The sequence below is a fragment of the Methylobacterium sp. Leaf399 genome, from assembly GCF_001424525.1.
Taxonomy (GTDB): Bacteria; Pseudomonadota; Alphaproteobacteria; order Rhizobiales; family Beijerinckiaceae; genus Methylobacterium.
On the sequence record NZ_LMQK01000031.1, the window covers coordinates 175,211 to 198,185 of the forward strand.

Genomic DNA, 22,975 nt, shown 5'->3' on the forward strand with positions numbered 1-22,975 from the left:
AATCGCCTTGTGGCTGTGCCCGCGACGCCTATCCGAACACGATCAGGCCCGCGAACCCGAGCGACCCGACGATGATCCGCCACCAGGCGAACAACCGGAAGCCGTGGGCCGAGACGTAGTCGAGCACCGTGCGCACCACGATCAGGGCGGAGATGAAGGCGGTGATGAAGCCGATGACGATGAGGCCGGTGTCGTCCACCGTGAGGTTCTTGTAGTTGTCGAGCAGGTCCTTGGCGAAGGCTCCGGCCATCGTCGGCATCGCGAGGTAGAACGAGAACTCGGTGGCCGAGCGCTTGTCGGCCCCCATCAGCATCGCGCCGACGATGGTGGCGCCCGAGCGCGACACGCCGGGGATCATGGCCAGGCACTGGAACAGGCCGATCTTGAGGTCCATCACCAGGGGGAAGTCGAACACGTCGCGTTTCTCGACCTCGAGGTCGGTCTCGTCGATGACGAGCAGGACGAGGCCGCCGGCCACCAGGGTCGCGCAGACGATCCACGGGTTGAACAGGAAGTACTTGATGTATTTCGACAGGAGGCCGCCGATGATCGCCGCCGGCAGGAAGGCGATCAGGATGCCGAAGACGAAGCGGCGCGCCCGCGGATCGTTGGGGAACGCCAGCGCCACGCCCAGCAGGCGGCGGAAGTAGACCGTCAGGATCGCCAGGATGGCGCCGAGCTGGATCAGCACCTCGAAGGTGTTGTTGGGCGACTTGAAGCCGATGAAGTGCCCGACCAGGAGCTGGTGGCCGGTGGAGGACACCGGGATGAACTCGGTGGCGCCTTCCACCACGCCGAGCACGACCGCCTTCGCGATGCCGACCGCATCCATCATCTGATCGCCCCGATATCGTGGTGGTTGGGTGTCGCGTTCATCGCGCCGTCGAGCGGGCCGCGGGGCAGGCTTGTCCGATCGCGGTTGACGGACGGTTACCGTGAAAGGTCGAGCGTGTTAATGAGGCGGCAACGATCGAGCAATAAGTCTCAACCGCGGCCCGTTCACGAGGGGCTTCGACACGGCCCGTCGGCCCGACGCGCCGAAACCCGTCCGAAACGGCCTCGATGGCGACGCTGCACCATTCCCCCTTCTGCCCGCACTCACGTTTCGTGCGCCTGGTCCTGGCCGAGATGGGCATGGAGCCGGCCCTCGTCGAAGAAAAGCCGTGGGAGCGTCGCGACGCCTTCCTGCTCCTCAATCCCGCCGGCACCACGCCGGTCCTCGTCGAGGAGACGGGGCTGGCCGTGCCGGGGCCCGGCATCATCGCGGAATATCTCGACGAGACCCGCGGGCTCGGCCTCAGCGGCCGGCGCCTGCTGCCGGAGGTCACCGCCGACCGGGTCGAGGTCCGCCGGCTGCTCGACTGGTTCCTCGTCAAGTTCGACGCGGAGGTGACCGGCTACCTGGTGCTGGAGAAGATCCACAAGCGGTTCATGACGAGCGCGGTGGGCGGCGGTCCGCCGGACATGCACGCGATCCGCGCCGCGCGCACCAACGTGCGCTACCACCTCAAATACATCGGCTACCTGATGGGGCGGCGGCGCTGGCTGTCGGGCGACCATCTCACCTATGCCGATCTCGCGGCGGCGGCCCATCTCTCCTGCGTGGATTACCTCGGCGACGTGCCATGGGACGAGGACGAGACCGCCAAGGACTGGTACGCGCGGGTGAAGTCGCGCCCGTCCTTCCGCACCCTGCTCGCCGACCGTGTGCCCGGCATGGCCCCGGCCGACCATTACGCGGACCTCGATTTCTGACGTCCTTCGCGCGGCTCCCGATCCGGCACGGACGCCGTTTCCCGGGCGGGCGCGGAGCCCGTTCCGGGAAGCGCCGATGCGTGACGAGCCGGCCTCCTCCGGCATGAAACAGCCCCGAAAGATCCTCGCCGGCGGCGAACTCCGGGACGCCCTCGAGACCCGCGCCCGCCGTCTCGGCTTCGACCTCGTCCGGGTGACGACGCCCGACGCCGTGCCGGGCCTCCCCGAAGACCTCGCGGGCTGGCTCGCCGCCGATTTCCACGGCGGGATGGCGTGGATGCAGGACCGCGCCGACCAGCGCGCCGACCCGGCCGTGCTGTGGCCGCAGGTCCGGTCGGTCGTCATGCTCGGGATGAACTACGGTCCCGAGACCGATCCGTTGTCGCTCCTCGAACGGCGGGACCGCGGCGCCATCGCGGCCTACGCCCAGCGGCGCGACTACCACGAGGTGCTGAAGGGCAAGCTGAAGGAACTCGGCGGCTACCTCTCGGCCAAGGGCGACGTCCGCGTGAAGGTGTTCGTGGACACCGCCCCCGTGATGGAGAAGCCGCTGGCGGCCGCCGCCGGCCTGGGCTGGCAGGGCAAGCACACGGTGCTGCTGTCGCGGGCGTTCGGGAACTGGCTGCTCTTGGGCGCCATCTACACCTCGGCCGCGTTCGCGCCGGATGCGCCCGAGGCCGACCATTGCGGCGGCTGCCGGCGCTGCCTCGACATCTGCCCGACGGGCGCGCTGCCGGCGCCCTACCGGCTCGATGCGCGGCGCTGCATCTCCTACCTCACCATCGAGCACGAGGGGCCGATCGCGCCGGAGTTCCGCGCGGCCATCGGCAACCGCATCTTCGGCTGCGACGATTGTCTCGCCGTCTGCCCTTGGAACAAGTTCGCCAGGGCGGCGGGCGAATCGCGGCTGGCGGCACGCAACGACCTCCTCGCGCCGCCGCTGGCCGACCTCGCCCGCCTCGACGAGGCGGCGTTCCGGGTCCGCTTCGCCGGCACGCCGATCAAGCGGACCGGGCGCGACCGCTTCCTGCGCAACGTTCTCATCGCCATCGGCAATTCGCGGGACGAGACCTTAGCGCAGGGCGCCCTCGACAACCTGCGCGATCCGTCCGCCCTGGTGCGCGGCATGGCGGTGTGGGCGGCCGCCCGGCTCCTCGATCCGGCGCGCTTCGCGATCCTCGCCGACGACCACGCGGGCCGAGAAACCGACGCCGACGTGCTGGCGGAATGGGACGCCGCGCGCGATATGGCCCCGGTGCGCCCCGGCGCGACCTGACGACGGAGACCAGCCCCGTGAACCTGTTCGTCTTCGGCCTCGGCTTCACCGCCCGCCACTTCGCCGAACGCGAGGGCGCCCAATTCGCCGCCGTGCGGGCCACCGTCACCGACGGGGCCCGTGCCGACGCCATCGCCCGCGAGACGACGTTCGCCATGCGCACCTTCGGGCCGGAATCCGACGACCCGCGCATCGCGGCCGATCTCGCCGAGACCGACGCGCTCCTCGTCTCGGCGCCACCGGACCGCGACGGCGACACGGTGCTGCGTCGCTACGGCGCCGCGATCCGCGACAGCCGCATCGGCTGGATCGGCTACCTCTCCACCATCGGCGTCTACGGCGACCACGACGGCGCCTGGATCGACGAGGACACCCTACCCATCCCCAAGAGCGCGCGTTCGCGCGGCCGCCTCGCGGTGGAGGACGCCTGGCTCGATCTCGGCCGGCAGACCGGCAAGGCGGTGCAGGTGTTCCGCCTGTCGGGCATCTACGGCCCGGGCCGCAACCCGCTGGTGAAACTGCGCGAGGGCAAGTCGCAGCGGATCATCAAGGCCGGCCAGGTCTTCAACCGCATCCATGTGGACGACATCGCCACGACGCTGATGGCCTCGATCCGCCGGCCGCGGCCGGGGGCGACCTACAACGTCACCGACGACGAACCGACGCCGCCGCAGGTGGTCACCGAATACGCCGCCGCCCTCGCCGGACTGCCGCTGCCGCCGGAGGTGGATTTCGAGACCGCTGATCTCAGCCCGATGGCCCGCAGCTTCTACGGCGAGAACAAGCGCGTGCGGAACCGGCTGATCCGCGAGGAACTCGGGGTCGACCTCGCCTACCCGACCTACCGGGAGGGCTTGGCCGCCCTGGTGGGCGACGCCTCGGCCTGAGCCGGGCGGGGCGCATGCCCGACCACCCCCAGGGCGCGAAAGATCAGCGCCCGGACCTGGCGCGGACGCTCCACGAACCGGGCCGCCACGTAGGACAGGCCTTGCGCCACCGCGAGGGCGACGAGGAGGGTCAGCACCGTCCCGAACGCCCCGGGCACCCAGCCCTGGTGGGCCCGGAGCGAGAACACCAGCGTCATGACCGGCACGTGGATGACGTAGAGCGTGTAGGAGAACGCCGCCGCCCCGCGCCAGGCCGTGAACAGGCGGGTGGCTGGGCCGTCCCGCGTCGCGAGGTTCAAGAGGCACAGCGCCAGCGGCAGGCCGAGGGCGGCCTGGTAGGCGAGCAGGCCGCGGTGGTCGCTCAAGGCGTCGACGTAGCCCGGGTCGCTCACCGTCGCGAGGGGGAGCACCAGAAGCAGGGCGGTCGCCGGCCACAGCAGGCCCGAGTCCGCCCAGGCCCCCAGGCGGTGGCCGAACAGCGCGGCGCCGGCCCCGGCGGCGAACAGGGCGAGGGATTGCGGGTAGAAGAATCGGTCGGCGGTGATGGCGATCATCCCGACCACCACCGTCCCTGCCACGAGGCGCACGAGCCCGGTCCGGACCAGGGCCAGGGCGGCGAAGGCCGCGACACCGTAGAGGTAGACCTCCTGGCGTAGGGACCACAGCGCCCGGTCGATGACGAAGGTGGCGTCCCCCGGCCCGAAGGTCAGCGTGATGCCGCGCAGGAACGCGATGAGGTCGAGGCGGTAGGGGTCGCCGGTGCGGGTCAGCAGCGGCAGCCCGGCATGGCCGATGGCGCCCACCGCGAAGGTGACGACGATGGCCAGGATCAGGGGCGGCCAGATCCGGGCGACGCGGTGGACGGCGTAGGGCAGCACGAACCGGTCGCGGTCCTGCGCGATCAGGCGCGACAGGCTCGTGGCGATCACGAAGCCGCTCAGGGAAAAGAACACCATCACCGAGAGGCGCCCGACCCACTCGACGACACCGGCCACCGGTGCCTCGAGGTGCGGATAGGCCATCCCGAGGGCATGGCTCACCAGCACCGCCTGCGCCGCGATCCCGCGCACCCCGTCGAGGGCCTCGTACCGATAGCCGCGCATGGGCGCCCCGTTTCTCCACGCCTCGGCGGAAGGGGCGTCGAGGCCCCGTCCGCCCCGCGGGTTTAGTCGTGGCGCGGCGGGGTGAGCAAGCCTGTCCCGTCGGGTCGGGCCGCCCGTGTCAGGCGGCCCTGCGGTTCGCGGCCGGACCGAAGTGGTCGATGTAGCGGGCGGCGATGGCCGAGACCGGCAGCACCACGAAGACGTCGGTGGTGCCGAACTGGTGATCGACCACGGCGCCGTCGCCGAAGGTGGCGCCGACGCGCAGGTAGCCCTTGATCAGCGGCGGCAGTGCCTGCAGCGCCGCCTTCGGGTCGATCGCCTCGCGGGCGAGGCGGTCCATCGCCACGTAGCGGCCGGGCAGCGCGCGCGCGCGCCAGGCGTCGGGCGCCCGAGCGTGGTGGTGGAGGAAGCTCAAGGGCAAGGCCAGCCGATCGGGGTCGGTGCCCTCCAGGCTGGCGCAGCCGAGCATCGCGTCGATGCGGTGATGCTGGACATAGGCCCAGATGCCGGCCCACAGCAGCTCCACCGTGCGCTTGGTCCGATAGGGCTTGAGGACGCACGAGCGGCCGAGTTCGAGAAACCTCTTGCCGGGGTTGGCCGCGAGCAGCGGCGCGATGTCGTACTCGCCGGCGGTGTAGAAGCCGAAGTTGCGGTCGGCGGCGTCCTGGCGCAGCAGGCGGTAGGTGCCCACCACCTTCGGGCGCGGCTTGCGGAAGGGCTTGGCCTCGGTGGCGGCGTGGTCGATGACGAGGAGGTGGTCGCAGACCGTGTCGTAATCGTCGATGTCGCGACGCGCGAGCAGGGTCATCCCGGTGGGGATCGCCGACATCTCCTCGTAGAACACCCGGTAGCGCAGGCGCTGCGCCCGGCGGATGTCGGGCACGGATGTGGCCAGACGCACTTCGAGGTTGCCGATCCGGCCGAGGCTCGGGTCGAGGCCCGGCGCCGCCAGCGGCCTCTTGAGGCGCGGCTTGAACTTGATCGGGACACCGCCGGGCGGCAGGAAGCCGAGGCCCGGAAACGCGGCGAGGCCCGCGTCGACCCGCTTCTGCCGGAACCGGGCGAGGGGGGCGTGCACATGCGCCTCCCATCCGTTGAGCCACGCCGCCGAGGCGTCACGCGCGAAATTCGGGACCATCGGATCCGCCCTGCGAGGCGCCTGGGCTGGCTCCCGGTGGAGCCGTCGGCCTCGTGCCTCGACCGCTTCCATTAATCACGAAGCGGGAACGCTTTTATGACAGATCTTCGCGTGACGACAGAGGAGCTTAAGGCGCAGGGCGACCCGCTCCGGCGACCTCCCGCGAAGGGTAGCCGCCGAAGCACCGCGCGGTCCGGTTAGACGAACTGGTTGAGGCCGGGGATGGAGCCGACGATGGGGCCCATCACGTCCTCGCCGACCTTTTCGCGGCCATAGGCGAACAATTCACGCCCGAGGGGCTGCATCTGACCCATCGGCACGCCGGCCGCCATCAGCTTCTGGCCGAGCGCCATGACGCCGCCGCCCATCATCCCGCCGAGCATGCCCATCAGGCCGCCGCCGCCACCCTCGCCCGCGTTGGAATCGGCGATGAGGGCTTCCGATCCCGGCATCGCCGTGAGCAGCTGCGCGACCTCGGTGGCCGGCCCTTCCTTCTGCAGGAAGGCCAGGATGTGGCCGAGGGCCGTCTGCGCCGTCGCCGCATCGAGGCCGGTCACGCTCGTGACGCGGGTGATCAGTTCGTCCATGTCCAAGGCTCCGCCGAAAAGGAAGCTCGTCCTTCGAGCCTCGCCGCCGTGAAATCAAGGGCGGCCGGGCGAGGGAGCCCCGATGGACCGGGATATTCGGACAGGGTGACGCAACGGGCTTCGCTCGGACCTCGACATCCGGTCGGGCGCCCCGCGAGTCCGCGGCGCGCCCGTGTTCCGATCAGAAGCCGCGGCCGATGTAGCCGGGGCCGCCGCCGAGGATGTTGCCCGGGCCGATGCCGATGCGGGCGGGGCCGCGGCCATAGCCACCCCGGCCATAGCCACCGTAACCGCCACGACCGTAGCCGCGACCGCCGTAACCGCCACGACCGTAGCCACGATTGCCGTAGCCGCCACGACCGTAACCGCCACGACCGTAACCGCCGCCATAACCGCGGCGGCCGTAACCGTACTGGACGGTATCCGTCGCCAGGGGTGCCACGTCGGCGGTCGGGACGGGCATGGGGGCCGCCGACACCGCTGCGGGCGCGAAGAAAAGGCCGGCGGCGATGAGGCCGGCGGCCAGGGTGATCGATTGTTTCACGCGGTATCCTCCGTGAGATGCGCCGTCTCCGAACCGGAGGCAGGCGGTCTCGTGGGGAGGTAACGCACGCCGGAGGTGTTTCGGCACGCGGCGGCACGAAACATCGTTTACGCCACGCTTCGACGTACGCCGTCCCGATGCGGTCGGCCTGGAAAAGACGGCCGGCGACCGCCATAACCGCAGGCGCCGCGCCTTTGCGCACGGCACGAGGTTTGGAGCGGACGATCATGCAGGGCGACAGCCAGGATCTCGACGGCAAAATCCTCGACGGCAAGATCCTCGTGGGCAAGAGCGGCGCCAAGCCGGAGGCCCTGACCCTCAGGCTCGCCAACCGCCACGGTCTCGTGGCCGGCGCCACCGGCACGGGCAAGACCGTGACCCTCCAGGTGATGGTGGAAGGATTCTCCAACGCCGGCGTCCCGGTCTTCGCCGCCGACATCAAGGGCGACCTCTCGGGGCTGGCCGCCGACGGAGAAGCCAAGCCCGTCTTCGTCAAGCGGGCGCAGGAACTCGGCATCACCTACGAGCCCGACCGGTTTCCCACGGTGTTCTGGGACCTGTTCGGGGACCAGGGCCATCCGATCCGCGCCACGGTCATCGAGATGGGGCCGCTGCTGCTGGCGCGGCTCCTCGAACTCAACGACACCCAGGAGGGCGTTCTCAACATCGCCTTCCGGGTCGCGGACGACAACCAGTGGCCGGTGCTCGACCTCAAGGACCTGCGGGCGCTGCTGCTCTACCTCACCGAGAACCTGAAGGAGATTTCGGGGACGTACGGCAACGTCTCGGCCGCATCGGTCGGCGCGATCCAGCGCCAGCTCCTGATGCTGGAGAACCAGGGGGCCGACCGGTTCTTCGGAGAGCCGGCGCTCGACCTCAACGACTTCATGAAGCGCGACCGCGACGGGCGCGGCATCGTCAACATCCTGGCCGCCGACAAGCTGATGCAGCGGCCCAGGCTCTACGCCTCGTTCCTGCTGTGGATGCTCTCCGAGCTGTTCGAGCAGCTTCCCGAAGTGGGCGATCTCGACAAGCCCAAGCTGGTGTTCTTCTTCGACGAGGCACACCTGCTGTTCGACGACGCGCCCAAGGCCCTGCTCGACGCCGTGGAACAGGTGGTGCGCCTGATCCGCTCCAAGGGAGTCGGCGTCTACTTCGTGACGCAGAACCCGCTCGACGTGCCCGAGACCGTGCTGGGCCAGCTCGGCAACCGGGTGCAGCACGCGCTGCGCGCCTTCACCCCGCGCGACCAGCGCGCCGTGAAGGCCGCCGCCGAGACGTTTCGCCAGAACCCCGGTTTCGACGTGGCGAAAGCCATCACCGAACTCGGCGTCGGCGAAGCGCTGGTCAGCTTTCTGGAGGCCAAGGGCACGCCCTCCGTGGTGGAGCGCGCGCTGATCGCGGCCCCCCAGGGCCGGGTCGGGCCGCTGACGCCGGCCGAGCGCGCCGACCTCATCGCCAAGAGCCCGCTGCGGGGGAAGTACGATCAGGCGATCGACAACGAGAGCGCCTACGAGATCCTGGCCAAGCGCAAGGGGCTCGATGCGGGCGGCGCCGAGGCGGCGCAGGAGTCGGAGGGTGGCCTGACGGGCATGCTCGGCGGCCTCGTCGGCGGAATGTTCGGTGGCAAGCCGGCGACGGGAAAAGGCCGCCGCCCGCCCCAGAGCCTCGCCGAACAGGTGATCGGCAACGCCGCCCGCTCGATGGCGCGGACGGTAGGGACGCAGGTGGGGAACGCGATCCTGCGCAACGTGCTGGGTGGGTTGATGAAGCGGTGAGGCCCACTGCGTGACGCTCCGGCGAAATTTTCGCGCCGCTTTTACCCCTTGCTGGGAGGCGGCGGCGTTTTCGCTGGTCTGACGCGGAGGGTTGCCCAGCCGCCTCCATCCTTGGTCCCTCCCCCGAAGGTAGAGAGGAAAGCCCCTTCAGCTTGGTCGATCCGAAGCGCGCGACCTGATACGAGACGGCTGAGAACCGGGGCCAGTTCTGAACGAACTCGGTGCACAAGCTCGAATTCTGCTGGCCATCATCGTGCGCGGTCCGTCGATCGCGGAAGCTGTCCGCGCGGACGAACAGCCGGCGACCACCAGTTTGCCGTCCTTGACAAATCACGTCGATCGAGCCTAACGAACCGGAGCAACGCGCGGCTTCCTCGCAGAAGTCCGCGCGTTTCGCGTTCGCGCATCGCTCGACCGGTGCCGCGGATGACCTGAACAAGAAGACGGCCCAGGCGCCAGCCGGAGGCCGGCAGAGAACACGAGAGAGAACGATGTTCGCAGTCATCAAGACGGGCGGCAAGCAGTATCGCGTTGCCGCCAACGACACCATCACCATCGCCACGCTCGAGGGCGAAGAGGGCTCGGCCGTTACCTTCGGCGAGGTCCTGCTGTTCGCCGACGGCGAAGGCGCCACCGAGGTCGGTGCCCCCATGCTGAGCGGCATCAGCGTCGTCGGCGAGATCGTCAGCCACGGCCGCGACAAGAAGGTCATCGCCTTCAAGAAGCGCCGCCGGCAGAACTCGCGGCGCAAGCGCGGCCACCGCCAGCACCACACCGTGGTGCGGATCATGGAGATCAGCGCCGGCGGCAAGTCGTCGAAGGCGCCCGAGCGTAGGGCCAAGACCGTGAAGAGCTCCGAGGGCGAATTCGCCTCCGCCGAAGCCTGATCACCGCCCCAGCGACGCAACACCAATTCGGAGCACATCCAGATGGCCCACAAGAAAGCAGGCGGCTCGTCCCGCAACGGCCGCGATTCCGCCGGCCAGCGCCTCGGCGTCAAGAAGTTCGGCTCGGAGGCCGTGATCGCCGGCAACATCATCGTTCGCCAGCGCGGCACCAAGTTCCACCCCGGCGTCAACGTCGGCATCGGCACCGACCACACTCTGTTCGCCAAGGCTGATGGCCGGGTCGAGTTCCAGGTGAAGCGCGGTCGTGCCTTCGTGGCGGTGATCCCGATGCAGGAAGCCGCCGAGTAGGCATCCGCATCGTCACGGGCGATCCTGTTCGAAGGATCGCCCGACGCGCAACGAGACCCCGGGGGAGATGGGAAACCGTCTTCCCCGTTGTCGTTTGTCTCAAGGGTCGGCGAGGGATCGCCGACCCGAACCCGTGAAACGAGTCCGGCCGTGAAATTCCTCGACGAAGCCAAGGTCTATGTCCGCTCCGGAGACGGCGGCGCCGGCTGCGTCGCGTTCCGGCGCGAAAAGTTCATCGAGTTCGGCGGCCCCAACGGCGGCGACGGCGGGCGCGGCGGCGACGTCTGGGTCGAATGCGTCGACGGGCTCAACACCCTGATCGACTACCGCTACCAGCAGCACTTCAAGGCCAAGAAGGGCGAGCACGGCATGGGCTCGAACCGCCACGGCGCCAATGGCGCCGACGTGGTGCTGAAGGTGCCCGCCGGGACCGAGATCATCGCCGAGGACGGCGAGACGCTGATCGCCGACATGACCCACGTCGGCCAGCGCGTGCGGCTGGCCAAGGGCGGCAACGGCGGCTTCGGCAATGCCTATTTCACCACCTCCACCAACCGGGCGCCCAAGCACGCCAACCCCGGTTTGGAAGGCCACGAGCAGTGGATCTGGCTGCGCCTGAAGCTCATCGCCGATGCCGGACTCGTCGGCCTGCCCAACGCCGGCAAGTCGACCTTCCTCGCCACGGTGACGGCGGCCAAGCCCAAGATCGCGGATTATCCCTTCACCACGCTGCACCCGGGCCTCGGCGTGGTGCGCTCGGACGAGCGCGAGTTCGTGCTGGCCGACATCCCGGGCCTGATCGAGGGCGCGCACGAGGGCGTCGGGCTCGGCGACAAGTTCCTCGCCCACGTGGAGCGATGCCGTGCGCTCCTCCACCTCGTGGACGCCACCTGCGAGCACGCCGGCAAGACCTACAAGCTGGTGCGCAAGGAGCTGGACGCCTACGGCCACGGCCTCACCGACAAGCCCGAGATCGTCGCCCTCTCCAAGGCGGACACGGTCGATCCCGACACCCTCAAGGAGCAGGTGGCGCGCCTGAAGCGGGCGGCCAAGGTCAAGCCGCTGATCCTGTCCTCGGCCACGGGCCTCGGCGTGCAGGACGCCCTGCGGGCGATCACGCGGGAGATGCAGGAGGCCAAGGCCGCGGAGGCCGAGCGCCAGCCGGCGGAGGCGTGGCAGCCGTGAGTGACGAGATGGGCCGCCTCGGATAGGCTTGGCTTCGGATAGGCTTGGCTCAAGATGGCGGAGAGGAGACGGCGATGACGGAGACGCTGATCGTCGAGGGCGACGAGGCTTATGCTCTCGCTCAGGAACTCGCCGACCGCCGCGGTACGAGCCTCGGCGAGGCCGTCGTCGCCTCGCTGCGAGCGTCCCTCGACGAGAGGTCGCAGCCTTCGGCACCAGACCATGCACGTGGCCCTTTTCGCATCCCGACCGTCGAGGAAATGACCCCGGAACAACGCGATGATTACGAAGCCCTGCGCGCTCTAGTGCGGGAGACATCCAGACACATCGCGCCGGGTGCCACGTCCGATCATAGCTCGTTCTACGACGACAGCGGCCTCCCGATCTGAGCGTCCCGACGTGCTTGCTCTCGATACGTCGGCGATGTTCGCGATCCTGGCCGCTGAGCCCGAAGCAGATGCCTTCCTGAGATTATTGGCTATCCGGAGAGCCATCGTCGGGGCGCCGACGCTGGTCGAAACCCGCATGGTTCTCGAAAGCCATGCTCCAGGCCATGCCGAAAGCATGCTTCATCGGTTCGTCTCACGCAGAAGCATCACGATCGTCGCCTTCGACGCCACCATGTTCGAAAGCGCATCGGAGGCCTTCATTCGCTTTGGCAAGGGCCGCGGTCACCCGGCTAGGCTCAACCTCGGCGACTGCCTCACCTACGCTGTCGCCAGGGTCCATGGGCTCCCCTTGCTGTTCAAGGGCAACGACTTCGTGCACACGGACATCGAGCCCGCGTACCGACCTGCCCCATGACCCCCTCCCTCCAGGATTTCCGCCGCGTCGTCATCAAGGTCGGGTCGGCGCTTCTCGTCGATCGCGGTCGCGGGCGGCTGCGCCACGCCTGGCTGGCGGCGCTGGCCGAGGACGTGGCCGACCTGCATGCGCGGGGCGTCGACGTCCTCGTGGTCTCGTCGGGCTCCATCGCGCTCGGCCGGACGGTGCTGGGCTATGCGCCGGGCGTCCTGCGCCTCGAGGAGAGCCAGGCGGCGGCGGCCGTCGGCCAGATCGCCCTGGCGCGCTACTGGTCCGAAGCGCTCGGGCACCACGGCATCGTCGCGGGCCAGATCCTGGTGACGCCGCAGGACACCGAGGAGCGCCGGCGCTACCTCAACGCCCGCGCCACGGTGCTCAAGCTCCTCGAAGTGCGTGCCGTGCCCGTCGTCAACGAGAACGACACGGTGGCCACCAGCGAGATCCGCTACGGCGACAACGACCGGCTCGCCGCCCGGGTCGCCACCATGATCGGCGCCGACGTGCTGGTGCTGTTCTCGGACATCGACGGCCTCTACACCGCCCCTCCGGCGAGCGATCCCGATGCCCGCCACCTGCCGCTCATCGAGCGCATCACGCCGGCCATCGAGGCGATGGCCGGCGGCCCGGCCTCGGAACTGTCGCGGGGCGGCATGCGCACCAAGGTCGAGGCGGCCAAGATCGCCACGGGTGGAGGCACCCACTTGGTCATCGCCGACGGACGCGAGAAGAATCCCCTGCGCAGCATCCTCCAGGGCGGGCGCTGCACGTGGTTCCTGTCGGGCTCCAACCCGGTGGCCGCCCGCAAGACCTGGATCGCCGGCTCCCTCGAACCGCGCGGCATCCTCGTCATCGACGACGGCGCCGCCCGGGCGCTGCAGGGCGGGGCCAGCCTGCTGCCGGTGGGCGTCACGAGGATCGAGGGCAGCTTCGGGCGCGGCGACGCGGTCATCATCCGCGACGTGTCCGGCCGCACCCTCGGGCGTGGGCTCGTCGCCTACGACAGCGCCCAGGCCGCCCGTATCATCGGCCGTCCCAGCCGCGAGATCGCCGACCTCCTCACCCATCCCGGGCGGGCGGAAATGGTGCATCGCGACGACATGGCGATGGTGGGCGAGTGAAGCACGCCGTGCTTGTTTTGCCCCATACCGGGTGGCATGACGGGCCGGCAGCGCGGGACCCGTCGCGGGGGACGCTGCCAGGAATACGATGGTGCCCATTGCGAATCTGAGATCCGACCCTTCCGTCGCGACCGACCTCACCGACGCGATGCACGGCATCGGCCGGCGCGCCCGCGCCGCCGCCCGCCTGATGGCGCTGGCCTCCGCCCAGACCAAGGACGTCGCCCTGCGGCTCGTGGCCGAACACCTGCGCGCGGCCGGCGACACGATCCTCGCCGAGAACGCCCACGACGTCGCCGCCGCCAGGGCCGCCGGCCAGACCCATGCGCTGATCGATCGCCTGACCCTCAATCCCGTGCGCCTCGCCGGCATCGCCGAGGCCGTCGAGAAGATCGGCGCGCTGCCCGATCCGGTCGGTCGCCAGGTCGCCGCCTTCGAACGGCCCAACGGACTCCTGATCGAGCGCATCGCCGTGCCGCTCGGGGTCATCGGCGTGATCTTCGAGAGCCGGCCCAACGTCACCGCGGACGCCGGCGCCCTCTGCCTCAAGGCCGGGAACGCGGCGATCCTGCGCGCCGGCTCGGACAGCCACCGCACGTCGCTGGCCATCGCCACCGTCATGCGCGCGGGCCTGGAGGCCGCCGGCCTTCCCGCCGACGCCGTGCAGATCGTGCCCACCCGCGACCGCGCGGCGGTGGGCGCGATGCTGTCGGGGCTCGACGGTTGCATCGACGTCCTGGTGCCCCGCGGCGGACGCGGGCTCGTCGAGCGGGTCCACGCCGAGGCACGGGTGCCGGTGTTCGCGCATCTCGACGGCATCTGCCACGTCTACGTCGCGGCTGAGGCCGATCTCGACATGGCCCGCACCATCGTCCTCAACAGCAAGATGCGCCGCACCGGCATCTGCGGCGCCGCCGAGACGCTGCTGGTGGACCGGGCCTGCGCCGGCACCCATCTGCGCCCCCTCGTGGAGGCGCTGATCGACGCCGGATGCGCCGTGCGCGGCGACGAGGCGGTGCAGGCCGTCGATGCGCGGGTGAGCGCGGCGACGCAGGCCGATTGGCGCACCGAATACCTCGACGCCGTCATCGCGGTGCGCGTGGTCGACGGGCTCGGCGCCGCCATCGACCACATCGAGACCTACGGCTCGCACCATACCGACGCCATCGTCACCGAGGACGGCGGCGAGGCGACGCGGTTCCTGGCCGAGGTCGATTCGGCCATCGTCGTCCACAACGCCTCGACCCAGTTCGCCGACGGCGGCGAGTTCGGCTTCGGGGCCGAGATCGGCATCGCCACCGGCCGGATGCACGCCCGCGGCCCGGTCGGCGTCGAGCAGCTCACCACCTTCAAGTACCGCGTCCACGGGAGCGGGCAGACCCGCCCGTGACGCGCGCGCGTCCGTTGCGTGTCAGCTCCTGGGCCCGGGTCGATGCCCTTTCCGCGCCGGCTTGACTTCGTCCTGCCGGCACCGCTCCCGCCGGCCTTTCCCGGCATGCGGATCGGCCTCTACGGCGGATCGTTCGATCCGGCCCATTCCGGCCACCGCCACGTGAGCCTCGTCGCGCTGCGTCGCCTCGCCCTCGACCGGGTCTGGTGGATGGTGAGCCCGGGCAACCCGCTCAAGGACCGCGGCCGTCTCGCGCCGGCCGCCGCCAGGGTCGCGGCCGCGGCCCGCATCGCCGCCCATCCGCGGATCGCGGTGACGGATTTCGAGAGCCGGATCGGCGCCCGCTACACCCGCCAGAGCCTGCGCCACCTGGTTGCGCGCCTGCCCGAGGTCCGCTTCGTGTGGATCATGGGGGCCGACAGTCTCGCGAACTTCCACCGCTGGCAGGGATTCGCCGAGATCGCCGCCCTGATGCCGATCGCGGTGATCGACCGGCCCGGCTTCACGTTGTCGGCGCCCAGCGGGCGGGCCGCGCAGGTGCTCGACCGCTGGCGCCTGCCCGAGCGGGATGCCTCGACCCTCGCCGCGCGGACGCCGCCGGCCTGGGTGTTCCTGCACGGGCCGCGCTCGACGCTGTCGTCGACGCTGATCCGTCGGCAGGCGGAGATGCAGGACGAAGGATTGAAAATGCGGCGGGATGATATCAATCTCCCGCAAACAGGCTAAAGATGAGTGCGACGCCACCATCATTTCGAGGAACCGAGACTCTGTCCGACCCGACCCAAGAAGGAACCCCGGGTTCCGACGCCGCCACCGACCGGAAGATCGGCGATCTGCGCGCGCTCGCCCTCGATTGTATCGAGGACATGAAGGCCGAAGATACGATCGAGATCGACCTCGCCGGCAAGACCTCGCTGGCCGATGCGATGATCATCACCTCCGGGCGCTCGCAGCGTCATGTCGGTGCCATCGCCGATCGCATCCTTCAGGACATGAAGTCGAAGGGCTTCGGTGGTGCCCGCGTCGAGGGACTGCCCGCCTGCGACTGGGTGCTGATCGATGCCGGCGACATCATCGTCCACATCTTCCGGCCAGAGGTGCGGGGCTTCTACAACCTCGAGAAGATGTGGGGCGTCGACCGTCCCCTGGGCCTGCTGGCAGGCTAAGAGCGCACCGTCCCCGCGCCTGCACACCGGGAGACTGCCTTACACCGGGAGACTGCCTTGCGCCTCCTCGTGGCCGCTGTCGGACGCCTCAAGGCCGGACCGGAGCGCGACCTTGCTGCACGCTACCGCGATCGTGCGATCCCGATCGCGCGCGGGCTCGGCTTTTCCGCCTGCGACGTGGTCGAGATCGCGGAGAGCAGGGCACGGCGGGCGCCCGACCGTTGTGCCGAGGAAGGCACGGCGATCCTCGCGCAATGCCCCGCGGCCGGCGTGCTTCTCGCCTACGACGAGCGCGGACGCAGCGATCTGCCGAGCCCCACCCTCGCCGGGCGCATTGCCGACTGGCGCGACGGGCAGCGTCCCGTCCTGGTCATCGCGATCGGCGGGGCCGACGGCCTCGACCCCGAGGTGCGCCGCCGCGCCGACCTGACCCTCTCGTTCGGGGCCGCCACGCTGCCGCACGGGCTTGTGCGGGTGCTCGTCCTGGAGCAAGTCTACCGCACGCTGACCATCCTCTCCGGCCACCCCTATCACCGCGGCAACCCCGACGAATCATGATCGGCACGCGGCGTCGAAACTGGATCGGTCGGGACGGCGCGCGCAGTGGGATCGCCGGCCTGCTGTGCCTTCTCGCGGCCCCGGCCGTCGCGCAGGGACCGTCGCCCGAAAAACCGCCCGAGAAACCGCCCGAGGCCGTCGACGCGATCCAGCGCAGCCTCGACGAGAAGGCGCGCCGGGCCGAGAACCTCAAGCGCGTCGAGGAGGCCCTGGCCGCCTCCAACACCGCCAGGGCGCAGCTCGAAGCGGAGGTCGCGGCGATCGGCGGGGATCGCGCCAAGCTGAACGCCGCCCTCCTCGACGCCGCCCGGCAGTCCCAGGCCACCGAAGACCGGATGACGCGCCTCGAAGAGCGCCTCAAGACGCTCGGCGCCAGCGAGGAGGCGATCCGGCGCTCCCTGGAGGCCCGCCGCGGCGTCATCGCCGAGATCCTCGCCGCCCTGCAGCGCATGGGCCGCCGCCCGCCTCCCGCCGTCCTGGTGCAGCCCGAGGACGTCCTCGTGGTCATCCGAACATCGATGCTGCTCGGCGCCATCGTGCCCGAACTGCGCGGCGAGGCCGAGACCCTGGCCGCGGACCTCGGCGAGATGGTCCGCCTGCGCGGGCAGATCGCCTCGGACCGCGAGGCCCTCACCAACGACCTCGCCGGCTGGGCGAAGGAGCAGCAGCGCCTCAACGCCCTCGTGACCGCCCGGCGCGCCCGCCTCGCCGAGGTCGAGGGCGGGCTCGCCGCCGAGCGGACGCGCATCGCCGCGCTGGCTGTCCAGGCGCGCAGCTTCAAGGATCTGCTTGACCGCATGGAGTCCGAGGTCGCCTCCGCCCGCAAGGCGGCGGAGGAGGCCCGCGCCGCCGAGACGCGCGAAGCCCGCGCCACCCAGGAGCGTTTTGCCGCAGCCAGCCTGCGCGATCCCGCACGTCTCTCGCCGAAAATCCGGTTCGCGGACGCCCGCGGCGACCTGCCACGCCCGGTCAGCGGGACCCTGGTGCGGACCTTCAACCAGCCCGACGGCACCGGCGGCAGCACCCGCGGCATCTCCCTGGCGACCCGTCCCAAGGCGGTGGTGTCCTCGCCCGCCGACGGCTGGGTCTCCTTCGCCGGACAATTTCGCTCATACGGGCGACTCTTGATCATCAACGCCGGCGATGGCTACTATCTCGTGTTGGCGGGCATGGATCAGATCAACGTCGACGTCGGGCAGTTCGTGCTGGCCGGGGAGCCTGTGGCGGTGATGGGGGAAGGCGGCCCCGGTCCCCAATCGCCGGGCGGCGAGCGTAACGATCCGACGCTCTACGTCGAGTTCAAGAAGGACGGGGGCTCCATCGATCCGGAGCCTTGGTGGGCCAAAAGCCCCAGCGAGAAGGTTCGCGGATAATGCGCAAGATTTCCCTGGTTCTGGTCGGCGCGTTCCTGGGCGCCGGTACATCCATCGTCGCGACCCAGACGCACCTGCTCTCCGGAACCAGCGCGGTGGCGGCCTCCGCGGAGACCTATCGCCAGCTCAGCCTGTTCGGCGACGTGTTCGAGAAGGTCCGCACCGACTACGTCGAGAAGCCCGACGAGGCCAAGCTGATCGAGGCGGCCGTCAACGGCATGCTGACCTCCCTCGACCCGCATTCGAGCTACATGGATTCCAAGAGCTTCCGCGACATGCAGGTGCAGACGCGCGGCGAGTTCGGCGGCCTCGGCATCGAGGTCACGATGGAGGACGGCCTCATCAAGGTCGTGACACCGATCGACGACACCCCCGCCTCCAAGGCCGGCATCCTCACCAACGACATCATCACCCAGATCGACGACGATCAGGTCCAGGGGCTCACCCTGAACCAGGCGGTCGACAAGATGCGCGGCCCGGTCAATTCCCCGGTCAAGTTGAAGATCAGCCGCAAGGAGGCCAAGGAGCCCCTGCTGGTCACGCTCAACCGCGACGTCATCAAGATCAAGCCGGTGCGGTCGCGGATCGAGGGCGGCGACGTCGGCTACATCCGCCTGACCCAGTTCAACGAGCAGACCTTCGACGGCCTTCGCACGGCGATCGACAAGGTCACCGCCGAGATCGGTCCGGAGAAGCTCAAGGGCTACGTGCTCGACCTTCGCAACAACCCCGGCGGCCTCCTCGACCAGGCGGTGCTGGTCTCCGACGCCTTCCTCGACCGCGGCGAGATCGTCTCCACCCGCGGCCGCAACGCCGACGAGACCCAGCGCTTCTCGGCCAAGGGCGGCGACTACACCAAGGGCCGGCCGGTGGTCGTCCTCGTCAACGGCGGCTCGGCATCGGCGTCCGAGATCGTCGCCGGCGCCCTGCAGGACCACAAGCGCGCGACGGTGCTCGGCACCCGCTCGTTCGGCAAGGGCTCGGTGCAGTCGATCATCCCGCTCGGCGGCAGCGGCGCTCTGCGCCTCACCACGGCGCGCTACTACACGCCGTCGGGCCGCTCGATCCAGGCCAAGGGCATCGAGCCTGACGTCGAGGTCACGCAGGAGATCCCCGACGAGCTGAAGGGCAAGGACGAGACCAAGGGCGAGGCCGGCCTCAAGGGCCACCTGAAGCAGAAGGACACCGAGGAGCGCGGCGGTTCCTCGGCCTACGTCCCGCCGGATCCGGCCAAGGACAAGCAGCTGATCGCGGCCACCGACCTCCTGCGCGGTGTCCAGAAGGGCGCCGCCAACACCCCAAAGGCAGCCGTTCCCAACTAGCCCCGAGGGCCGCCCTCGCGGGTCTTAGCCGGACGTTAACCATGGCGGCCTCCAATGTCGGTGCGGACCGACGCTGGAGGCCGCCTCGTTCGTTGATGGACGGGGATGACGGCCGGCGTGCGCTCCACGGCCGAGGAAGCAGGCAGGCGTGGCCTCCGACGACATCCTGACCCGTCCCCTCGGACAGCCCGTGTCGAAGGCCGAGCGGTTGCGCGCGTTGCTGCGGCAGCGCCCCTCCCGCGCGACGGCGTTCGGGGCGCTCGCGGCCGCGGTCGTGATCGGCGGCAGCGTTCTGGCCGTCACAGGCGATCCCCAGGGCGGCGAGCCACGGGCGCACGCCGTCATCAGCCTGCGCGAGCCCGAAGCGGCCACGGTTCCGGCGCCGCCCCCCGAGCGGGTCGCCTCCGGTCCCAGTTCCGCCAGCGACGTCGAAGGCGCCTCGGGCGTCAACGTCGTGCGTCCCCTCGGCACCGCCGCTCCCACCGATGCGGTCATCATCCGCGTTCCGAACGAGGCGGGCGTGACGCTCGCCGCCGCGCCCGATCCGCGGCTGGTGGAGCGCAGCCGCCACGGATCGGTGCCCAAGATCGGGGAGGGCCGTCGCCGTCCCCTCGACGTCTACGCCCGGCCCCTCGCCGGCGTGACCGGCGGCCCGCGCATCGCCCTCGTCGTCACCGGCCTCGGCGTCGGCCAGGCGGCCACGGCCAGCGCCGTCGCCAAGCTGCCCGCTGCCGTCAGCCTCGCCTATTCGCCCTACGGCACCGAGCTCGAACGTTCCGTCGCGAGGGCGCGGGAGGCCGGGCACGAAGTGCTTCTGCACGCGCCGATGGAGCCGTTCGACTATCCCGACAGCGATCCCGGCCCGCAGACGCTGCTGACCACCTCGCGGCCCGCCGAGACGCTGGATCGCCTCGCCTGGGCGATGAGCCGGTTCAGCGGCTTCATCGGCGTCGTCAACTTCATGGGCGCCAAGTTCACCGCGGATGCCGCCGCCCTCGAGCCGGTGATGCGCGACCTCGGCCAGCGCGGTCTGGGCTTCCTCGACGACGGCGCCTCGCCGCGCAGCCAGGCCCTGACGGTGGCGGCCAAGACCAAGACGCCGGTGGCGCGTGCCGAGATCGTGGTCGATGCGGTGCCGCGTCCGGAGGCGATCGACCGCGAACTCGCCCGGCTCGAGACCGAGGCCAAGGCCAAGGGGTTCGTCCTGGCCTCGGCCGGGGGCATGCCGATGACGATCGAGCGCATCGCCCGCTGGTCGCGCGATCTCGAAGCGCGCGGCGTGCGCCTCGTTCCGGTGAGCGCGGCACTGCGAGGCCCGGCGGCCGGCGCCCGCCTCACCAGCGCGGCCCCGTGACGGATCGAGGCCGCGCGTTGCGGTCCGGGCGCCGGCTGCCCTATGGTCCCGCGCGATGACCACAGATTCAGACACGACCCGCGGCGCCGGCGCCGACCTTCCCTATCGCGCCTGCGTCGGAATCGCGCTGCTCGATGCCAAGGGGCGGGTGTTCGTCGGCCGGCGCCGGGCCGACGCCGGCCCCGAGCACGTCGCCGACGGCCGTGCCTGGCAGATGCCCCAGGGCGGCATCGACGAGGGCGAGGACCCCAAGGCCGCCGCCCTTCGCGAGCTCTACGAGGAGACCAACGTGTCCCCCGACCGCGTCGTGCTGCTGGCGGAGGCGCCCGGCTGGCTGTCCTACGACCTGCCCCCCGACGTGCTCAAGCAGGTCTGGAAGGGGCGGTATCGCGGGCAGTCGCAGAAGTGGTTCGCGTTCGGCCACCTCGGCACGGATGCGGACATCGACGTCCTGCATCCGGGCGGCGGCGCCCATCCGTCCGAGTTCGACGCCTGGCGTTGGGAGGCGATGGCGGCGTTGCCGGACCTGATCGTTCCGTTCAAGCGGCCGGTCTACGAGGGCGTGGTCGCCGCCTTCTCGGGGCTCGCCGGCTGGCGGGACCGGTCGTGAGCGGCCGGAGCTGAGGGCGCGCCATGCGCTGGTGGTCGCTCCCGATCGGTCTGGCGCTCGGCTGGTTCCTCTTCACGCTCACGCCGCTCTGGGCGCTCTACGACCTCGCCAGGGCCGTCCAGGCGGGCGACGAGGCCTACGTCGAGCGGCACGTGAACTTCCGCACCCTGAGGTTGTCCCTCGTGCGCCAGGCCACCGCGGCGGCACGGGCGAGCACCGAGGCCGCCGAGCCGCGCGAGCGCATCGTCGATACGGCGATGGTGCTGGCCGTCCCCCTGGTGGAAACCTTGGTGACGCCGCGCACCGTCATCGACTTCCTCGACGACGGTCGGCCGCAATCGGTCGAACCGGCGGACGAAGCGGCCGGGCCGGCCCCGTCCCGATCCGGCGGCCTGCGCGTCGACGGCTTCGGCAAGCTCGTCGCGTTCTACCTGACCTCCGAGATGCGGGGCTTTCGCACCGTGGTGCTGAGGGTTCCCCCCGGTCACGGCGAGCCGCGGCAGTTCAGGATCCGCCTTCGCCTGCGCGGCTGGACCTGGCGCCTCGTGGACATCGACCTGCCCGAGGACATGCGCCAGCGCTTGGCGAAGACACTCGCGCAGGCCACGGCGCCGCGGTCGCGCAACGGCAAGCCATCGGAGGCGAAGCCGTCGGAGACGAAGCCCTCGGACGTGAAACCCTGACGATCGCGTCGGGCGTGATCGTCAGGGATGCGAGCCCGGGAGGCGATCAGGCGTCCTCGGGCAGCGCCTGCCGGCTCGTGAAGCGGGCGTTGCCGAGGCCCGTCCCGATGGTGAGGACACCCCATCTGGCGACATCGTGCATGTGCGGGACCTCGCTGAGGCCCTGCACCACGGCGTCGTTGTGCATGACCACCATGGTGTCATGGTCGCCGATCCGCGGGATCGCCGCGAGGATGCGGCCTGGCAGGTTGAAGCCTTCGCCCTCCCAGTCCCCCGGCAGGTTCTGGCCGCCCCGGGCGATGGTGCCGTCGGGCTCGATCCGGCCGGGGCACCCGATCCCGATGAAGGGCGCCAGCGCCAGATCGGCCCGCTCGGCGCGCCGGATCAGGTCGGTGAGCATGGCGATGAGCCGGTCGACGGCCTCGTCGCGGCTCGGGCTCGGCTCGTCGTCCACATGGCGCCAGATCTCGGACCGGAACACCGCCACCCGCGACAGGTCCGGCGCCTTCTTCAGGTGGGTCTCGATGACGCCCGCCCGGATGTTGCTGCCGCCGATGTCGACGGCCAGCAGGCTGTCGTAGCCCGCGAAGATCCAGGCCGGAGCGAGGTGGACGGCGCCGATCAGCCCGGCGTCGTCGGGATGGTTGCGGATCGGCTCCATGACGATGTCGAGCCCGCCCCCGCGCAGGATCGCCGCCGCCCTGGCGATCGCCAGGCGACCGACGAGGCTGTCGCGCAGGCCTCCGCCCACCACGATGTGCGAGGTGTCGCGCCAGCCCTTCTGGCGCAGGAAGCGGCGCACCAGCCGCGCCAGGCCCTGGGCGAACTCCTCCACGGCGCTGAACACCACCCCGGCGGCGAGCGGCGCATCGCCGGTTAGGGCCTCGTCGAGGCGCTTCTTGCTGATCGTCTCGCTCGGCCGGTCGGCGAGGGGGTCGGGCCCGAGCTCGCGCATCCTGCCGCGCCACTCCTCGACGAGGGCGCGGAACGCCTTCTTCGAGACCTGGTCGCCGACGAAGCCCTCGTCGTCCTTCAGCTCGATGTTGGTGGAATCCACCACCACGGCGGGCAGGTCGAGCGATCCGTGGAAGAGTGCCGATCGTCCCGACTTGCTGCCGCTCGCCATCGTGTCGCTCACCGTTTCGATT

General features: G+C 70.4%; 24 protein-coding genes and 1 pseudogene. 19 read left to right on the forward strand and 6 right to left on the reverse strand.

What is annotated here, in order from left to right:
• Positions 1 to 28: 28 nt before the first annotated feature.
• Complete coding sequence (locus ASG40_RS15845; protein WP_055888103.1) at positions 29 to 832, reverse strand: undecaprenyl-diphosphate phosphatase; 804 nt, start codon at positions 830 to 832, stop codon at positions 29 to 31.
• A gap of 230 nt (positions 833 to 1,062) precedes the next feature.
• On the opposite strand from ASG40_RS15845, the gene ASG40_RS15850 reads away from it, so the two are divergent.
• From ASG40_RS15850 to ASG40_RS15860, 3 genes are all read left to right on the forward strand, one after another.
• Positions 1,063 to 1,755 (forward strand): glutathione S-transferase family protein, encoded by a 693-nt coding sequence (locus tag ASG40_RS15850; RefSeq protein ID WP_055887906.1) that lies wholly within the window; start codon positions 1,063 to 1,065, stop codon positions 1,753 to 1,755.
• A gap of 103 nt (positions 1,756 to 1,858) precedes the next feature.
• Complete coding sequence (gene queG, locus ASG40_RS15855) at positions 1,859 to 3,031, forward strand: tRNA epoxyqueuosine(34) reductase QueG (protein WP_082524114.1); 1,173 nt, start codon at positions 1,859 to 1,861, stop codon at positions 3,029 to 3,031.
• A gap of 17 nt (positions 3,032 to 3,048) precedes the next feature.
• Positions 3,049 to 3,918, forward strand: coding sequence for an SDR family oxidoreductase (locus tag ASG40_RS15860; protein ID WP_055888106.1), 870 nt, complete (start codon positions 3,049 to 3,051; stop codon positions 3,916 to 3,918).
• Here the strand turns inward: ASG40_RS15860 and ASG40_RS15865 are convergent.
• The 4 genes from ASG40_RS15865 to ASG40_RS15880 all read right to left on the reverse strand — a co-directional run bounded on the left by ASG40_RS15865 (position 3,873) and on the right by ASG40_RS15880 (position 7,290).
• Positions 3,873 to 5,021: an acyltransferase family protein gene (locus ASG40_RS15865; RefSeq protein WP_055887909.1), complete on the reverse strand. Its 1,149-nt coding sequence runs from the start codon at positions 5,019 to 5,021 to the stop codon at positions 3,873 to 3,875. The genes ASG40_RS15860 and ASG40_RS15865 overlap by 46 nt on opposite strands.
• 118 nt (positions 5,022 to 5,139) lie before the next feature.
• Positions 5,140 to 6,159 carry a GNAT family N-acetyltransferase gene (locus tag ASG40_RS15870; RefSeq protein ID WP_055887912.1) on the reverse strand — a complete coding sequence of 340 codons (1,020 nt, stop codon included), beginning with the start codon at positions 6,157 to 6,159 and terminating at the stop codon, positions 5,140 to 5,142.
• A gap of 197 nt (positions 6,160 to 6,356) precedes the next feature.
• The gene (locus tag ASG40_RS15875; protein WP_055887915.1) at positions 6,357 to 6,746 is read right to left on the reverse strand and encodes a hypothetical protein; all 390 of its coding nucleotides are present in this window, start codon (positions 6,744 to 6,746) and stop codon (positions 6,357 to 6,359) included.
• Positions 6,747 to 6,927: 181 nt separating this feature from the next.
• Positions 6,928 to 7,290, reverse strand: coding sequence for a hypothetical protein (locus ASG40_RS15880; protein ID WP_200938188.1), 363 nt, complete (start codon positions 7,288 to 7,290; stop codon positions 6,928 to 6,930).
• A gap of 227 nt (positions 7,291 to 7,517) precedes the next feature.
• Here ASG40_RS15880 and ASG40_RS15885 point away from each other — a divergent pair, with 227 nt between their 5' ends.
• The 16 genes and pseudogenes from ASG40_RS15885 (at position 7,518) to ASG40_RS15960 (ending at position 21,827) form a co-directional block, all read left to right on the forward strand.
• Positions 7,518 to 9,068, forward strand: a complete 1,551-nt coding sequence (locus ASG40_RS15885; RefSeq protein ID WP_055887918.1) for a helicase HerA-like domain-containing protein — start codon at positions 7,518 to 7,520, stop codon at positions 9,066 to 9,068.
• A 491-nt stretch (positions 9,069 to 9,559) separates the two neighbouring features.
• Positions 9,560 to 9,871 (forward strand): annotated as a pseudogene (gene rplU / locus ASG40_RS15890) (50S ribosomal protein L21); the annotation flags it as partial.
• A gap of 126 nt (positions 9,872 to 9,997) precedes the next feature.
• Positions 9,998 to 10,264, forward strand: coding sequence for a 50S ribosomal protein L27 (gene rpmA / locus ASG40_RS15895; protein WP_055887924.1), 267 nt, complete (start codon positions 9,998 to 10,000; stop codon positions 10,262 to 10,264).
• A gap of 150 nt (positions 10,265 to 10,414) precedes the next feature.
• Positions 10,415 to 11,449 (forward strand): GTPase ObgE, encoded by a 1,035-nt coding sequence (gene obgE / locus ASG40_RS15900; RefSeq protein WP_055887928.1) that lies wholly within the window; start codon positions 10,415 to 10,417, stop codon positions 11,447 to 11,449.
• 74 nt (positions 11,450 to 11,523) lie between these two features.
• Positions 11,524 to 11,838 carry a type II toxin-antitoxin system VapB family antitoxin gene (locus ASG40_RS15905; RefSeq protein ID WP_055887931.1) on the forward strand — a complete coding sequence of 105 codons (315 nt, stop codon included), beginning with the start codon at positions 11,524 to 11,526 and terminating at the stop codon, positions 11,836 to 11,838.
• A gap of 10 nt (positions 11,839 to 11,848) precedes the next feature.
• A complete protein-coding gene (locus tag ASG40_RS15910) occupies positions 11,849 to 12,253 on the forward strand; it encodes a type II toxin-antitoxin system VapC family toxin (RefSeq protein ID WP_055887934.1) in 405 nt (134 codons plus the stop codon).
• Positions 12,250 to 13,371, forward strand: coding sequence for a glutamate 5-kinase (proB, locus tag ASG40_RS15915; protein ID WP_055887938.1), 1,122 nt, complete (start codon positions 12,250 to 12,252; stop codon positions 13,369 to 13,371). The genes ASG40_RS15910 and proB overlap by 4 nt, the downstream gene beginning before the upstream one ends.
• A 91-nt stretch (positions 13,372 to 13,462) precedes the next feature.
• A complete protein-coding gene (locus ASG40_RS15920) occupies positions 13,463 to 14,761 on the forward strand; it encodes a glutamate-5-semialdehyde dehydrogenase (protein WP_055888108.1) in 1,299 nt (432 codons plus the stop codon).
• A 105-nt stretch (positions 14,762 to 14,866) separates the two neighbouring features.
• On the forward strand, positions 14,867 to 15,487 hold the full coding sequence (locus tag ASG40_RS15925; protein ID WP_082524115.1) for a nicotinate-nucleotide adenylyltransferase: 621 nt from the start codon (positions 14,867 to 14,869) through the stop codon (positions 15,485 to 15,487).
• Positions 15,488 to 15,489: 2 nt separating this feature from the next.
• The gene (rsfS, locus tag ASG40_RS15930; protein WP_082494447.1) at positions 15,490 to 15,927 is read left to right on the forward strand and encodes a ribosome silencing factor; all 438 of its coding nucleotides are present in this window, start codon (positions 15,490 to 15,492) and stop codon (positions 15,925 to 15,927) included.
• Positions 15,928 to 15,984: 57 nt separating this feature from the next.
• Positions 15,985 to 16,485 (forward strand): 23S rRNA (pseudouridine(1915)-N(3))-methyltransferase RlmH, encoded by a 501-nt coding sequence (rlmH, locus tag ASG40_RS15935; RefSeq protein WP_055887943.1) that lies wholly within the window; start codon positions 15,985 to 15,987, stop codon positions 16,483 to 16,485.
• A complete protein-coding gene (locus tag ASG40_RS15940; protein ID WP_082524108.1) occupies positions 16,482 to 17,858 on the forward strand; it encodes a murein hydrolase activator EnvC family protein in 1,377 nt (458 codons plus the stop codon). The genes rlmH and ASG40_RS15940 overlap by 4 nt, the downstream gene beginning before the upstream one ends.
• Positions 17,858 to 19,180, forward strand: a complete 1,323-nt coding sequence (locus tag ASG40_RS15945; RefSeq protein ID WP_055887946.1) for a S41 family peptidase — start codon at positions 17,858 to 17,860, stop codon at positions 19,178 to 19,180. The genes ASG40_RS15940 and ASG40_RS15945 overlap by 1 nt, the downstream gene beginning before the upstream one ends.
• A 148-nt stretch (positions 19,181 to 19,328) precedes the next feature.
• Positions 19,329 to 20,534 carry a divergent polysaccharide deacetylase family protein gene (locus ASG40_RS15950; protein WP_055887949.1) on the forward strand — a complete coding sequence of 402 codons (1,206 nt, stop codon included), beginning with the start codon at positions 19,329 to 19,331 and terminating at the stop codon, positions 20,532 to 20,534.
• Positions 20,535 to 20,589: 55 nt separating this feature from the next.
• Entirely contained in the window at positions 20,590 to 21,144 is a 555-nt protein-coding gene (locus ASG40_RS15955) for an RNA pyrophosphohydrolase (RefSeq protein WP_055887953.1), read from the forward strand.
• A 23-nt stretch (positions 21,145 to 21,167) separates the two neighbouring features.
• Positions 21,168 to 21,827: a DUF2939 domain-containing protein gene (locus ASG40_RS15960; RefSeq protein WP_055887957.1), complete on the forward strand. Its 660-nt coding sequence runs from the start codon at positions 21,168 to 21,170 to the stop codon at positions 21,825 to 21,827.
• A gap of 46 nt (positions 21,828 to 21,873) precedes the next feature.
• Here the strand turns inward: ASG40_RS15960 and ASG40_RS15965 are convergent, their stop codons facing one another.
• Positions 21,874 to 22,953: an ROK family protein gene (locus ASG40_RS15965; protein WP_055887959.1), complete on the reverse strand. Its 1,080-nt coding sequence runs from the start codon at positions 22,951 to 22,953 to the stop codon at positions 21,874 to 21,876.
• Positions 22,954 to 22,975: the final 22 nt, after the last annotated feature.

What these genes read in the sequence shown, in the direction of transcription:
- ASG40_RS15845 (WP_055888103.1), bottom strand. Translation starts at nt 832, where the DNA reads ATGGATGCGGTCGGCATCGCGAAGGCGGTCGTGCTCGGCGTGGTGGAA.
- ASG40_RS15850 (WP_055887906.1), top strand. Translation starts at nt 1,063, where the DNA reads ATGGCGACGCTGCACCATTCCCCCTTCTGCCCGCACTCACGTTTCGTG.
- queG (WP_082524114.1), top strand. Translation starts at nt 1,859, where the DNA reads ATGAAACAGCCCCGAAAGATCCTCGCCGGCGGCGAACTCCGGGACGCC.
- ASG40_RS15865 (WP_055887909.1), bottom strand. Translation starts at nt 5,021, where the DNA reads ATGCGCGGCTATCGGTACGAGGCCCTCGACGGGGTGCGCGGGATCGCG.
- ASG40_RS15870 (WP_055887912.1), bottom strand. Translation starts at nt 6,159, where the DNA reads ATGGTCCCGAATTTCGCGCGTGACGCCTCGGCGGCGTGGCTCAACGGA.
- ASG40_RS15875 (WP_055887915.1), bottom strand. Translation starts at nt 6,746, where the DNA reads ATGGACGAACTGATCACCCGCGTCACGAGCGTGACCGGCCTCGATGCG.
- ASG40_RS15885 (WP_055887918.1), top strand. Translation starts at nt 7,518, where the DNA reads ATGCAGGGCGACAGCCAGGATCTCGACGGCAAAATCCTCGACGGCAAG.
- rpmA (WP_055887924.1), top strand. Translation starts at nt 9,998, where the DNA reads ATGGCCCACAAGAAAGCAGGCGGCTCGTCCCGCAACGGCCGCGATTCC.
- ASG40_RS15905 (WP_055887931.1), top strand. Translation starts at nt 11,524, where the DNA reads ATGACGGAGACGCTGATCGTCGAGGGCGACGAGGCTTATGCTCTCGCT.
- proB (WP_055887938.1), top strand. Translation starts at nt 12,250, where the DNA reads ATGACCCCCTCCCTCCAGGATTTCCGCCGCGTCGTCATCAAGGTCGGG.
- ASG40_RS15925 (WP_082524115.1), top strand. Translation starts at nt 14,867, where the DNA reads ATGCGGATCGGCCTCTACGGCGGATCGTTCGATCCGGCCCATTCCGGC.
- rsfS (WP_082494447.1), top strand. Translation starts at nt 15,490, where the DNA reads ATGAGTGCGACGCCACCATCATTTCGAGGAACCGAGACTCTGTCCGAC.
- ASG40_RS15940 (WP_082524108.1), top strand. Translation starts at nt 16,482, where the DNA reads ATGATCGGCACGCGGCGTCGAAACTGGATCGGTCGGGACGGCGCGCGC.
- ASG40_RS15945 (WP_055887946.1), top strand. Translation starts at nt 17,858, where the DNA reads ATGCGCAAGATTTCCCTGGTTCTGGTCGGCGCGTTCCTGGGCGCCGGT.
- ASG40_RS15955 (WP_055887953.1), top strand. Translation starts at nt 20,590, where the DNA reads ATGACCACAGATTCAGACACGACCCGCGGCGCCGGCGCCGACCTTCCC.
- ASG40_RS15960 (WP_055887957.1), top strand. Translation starts at nt 21,168, where the DNA reads ATGCGCTGGTGGTCGCTCCCGATCGGTCTGGCGCTCGGCTGGTTCCTC.
- ASG40_RS15965 (WP_055887959.1), bottom strand. Translation starts at nt 22,953, where the DNA reads ATGGCGAGCGGCAGCAAGTCGGGACGATCGGCACTCTTCCACGGATCG.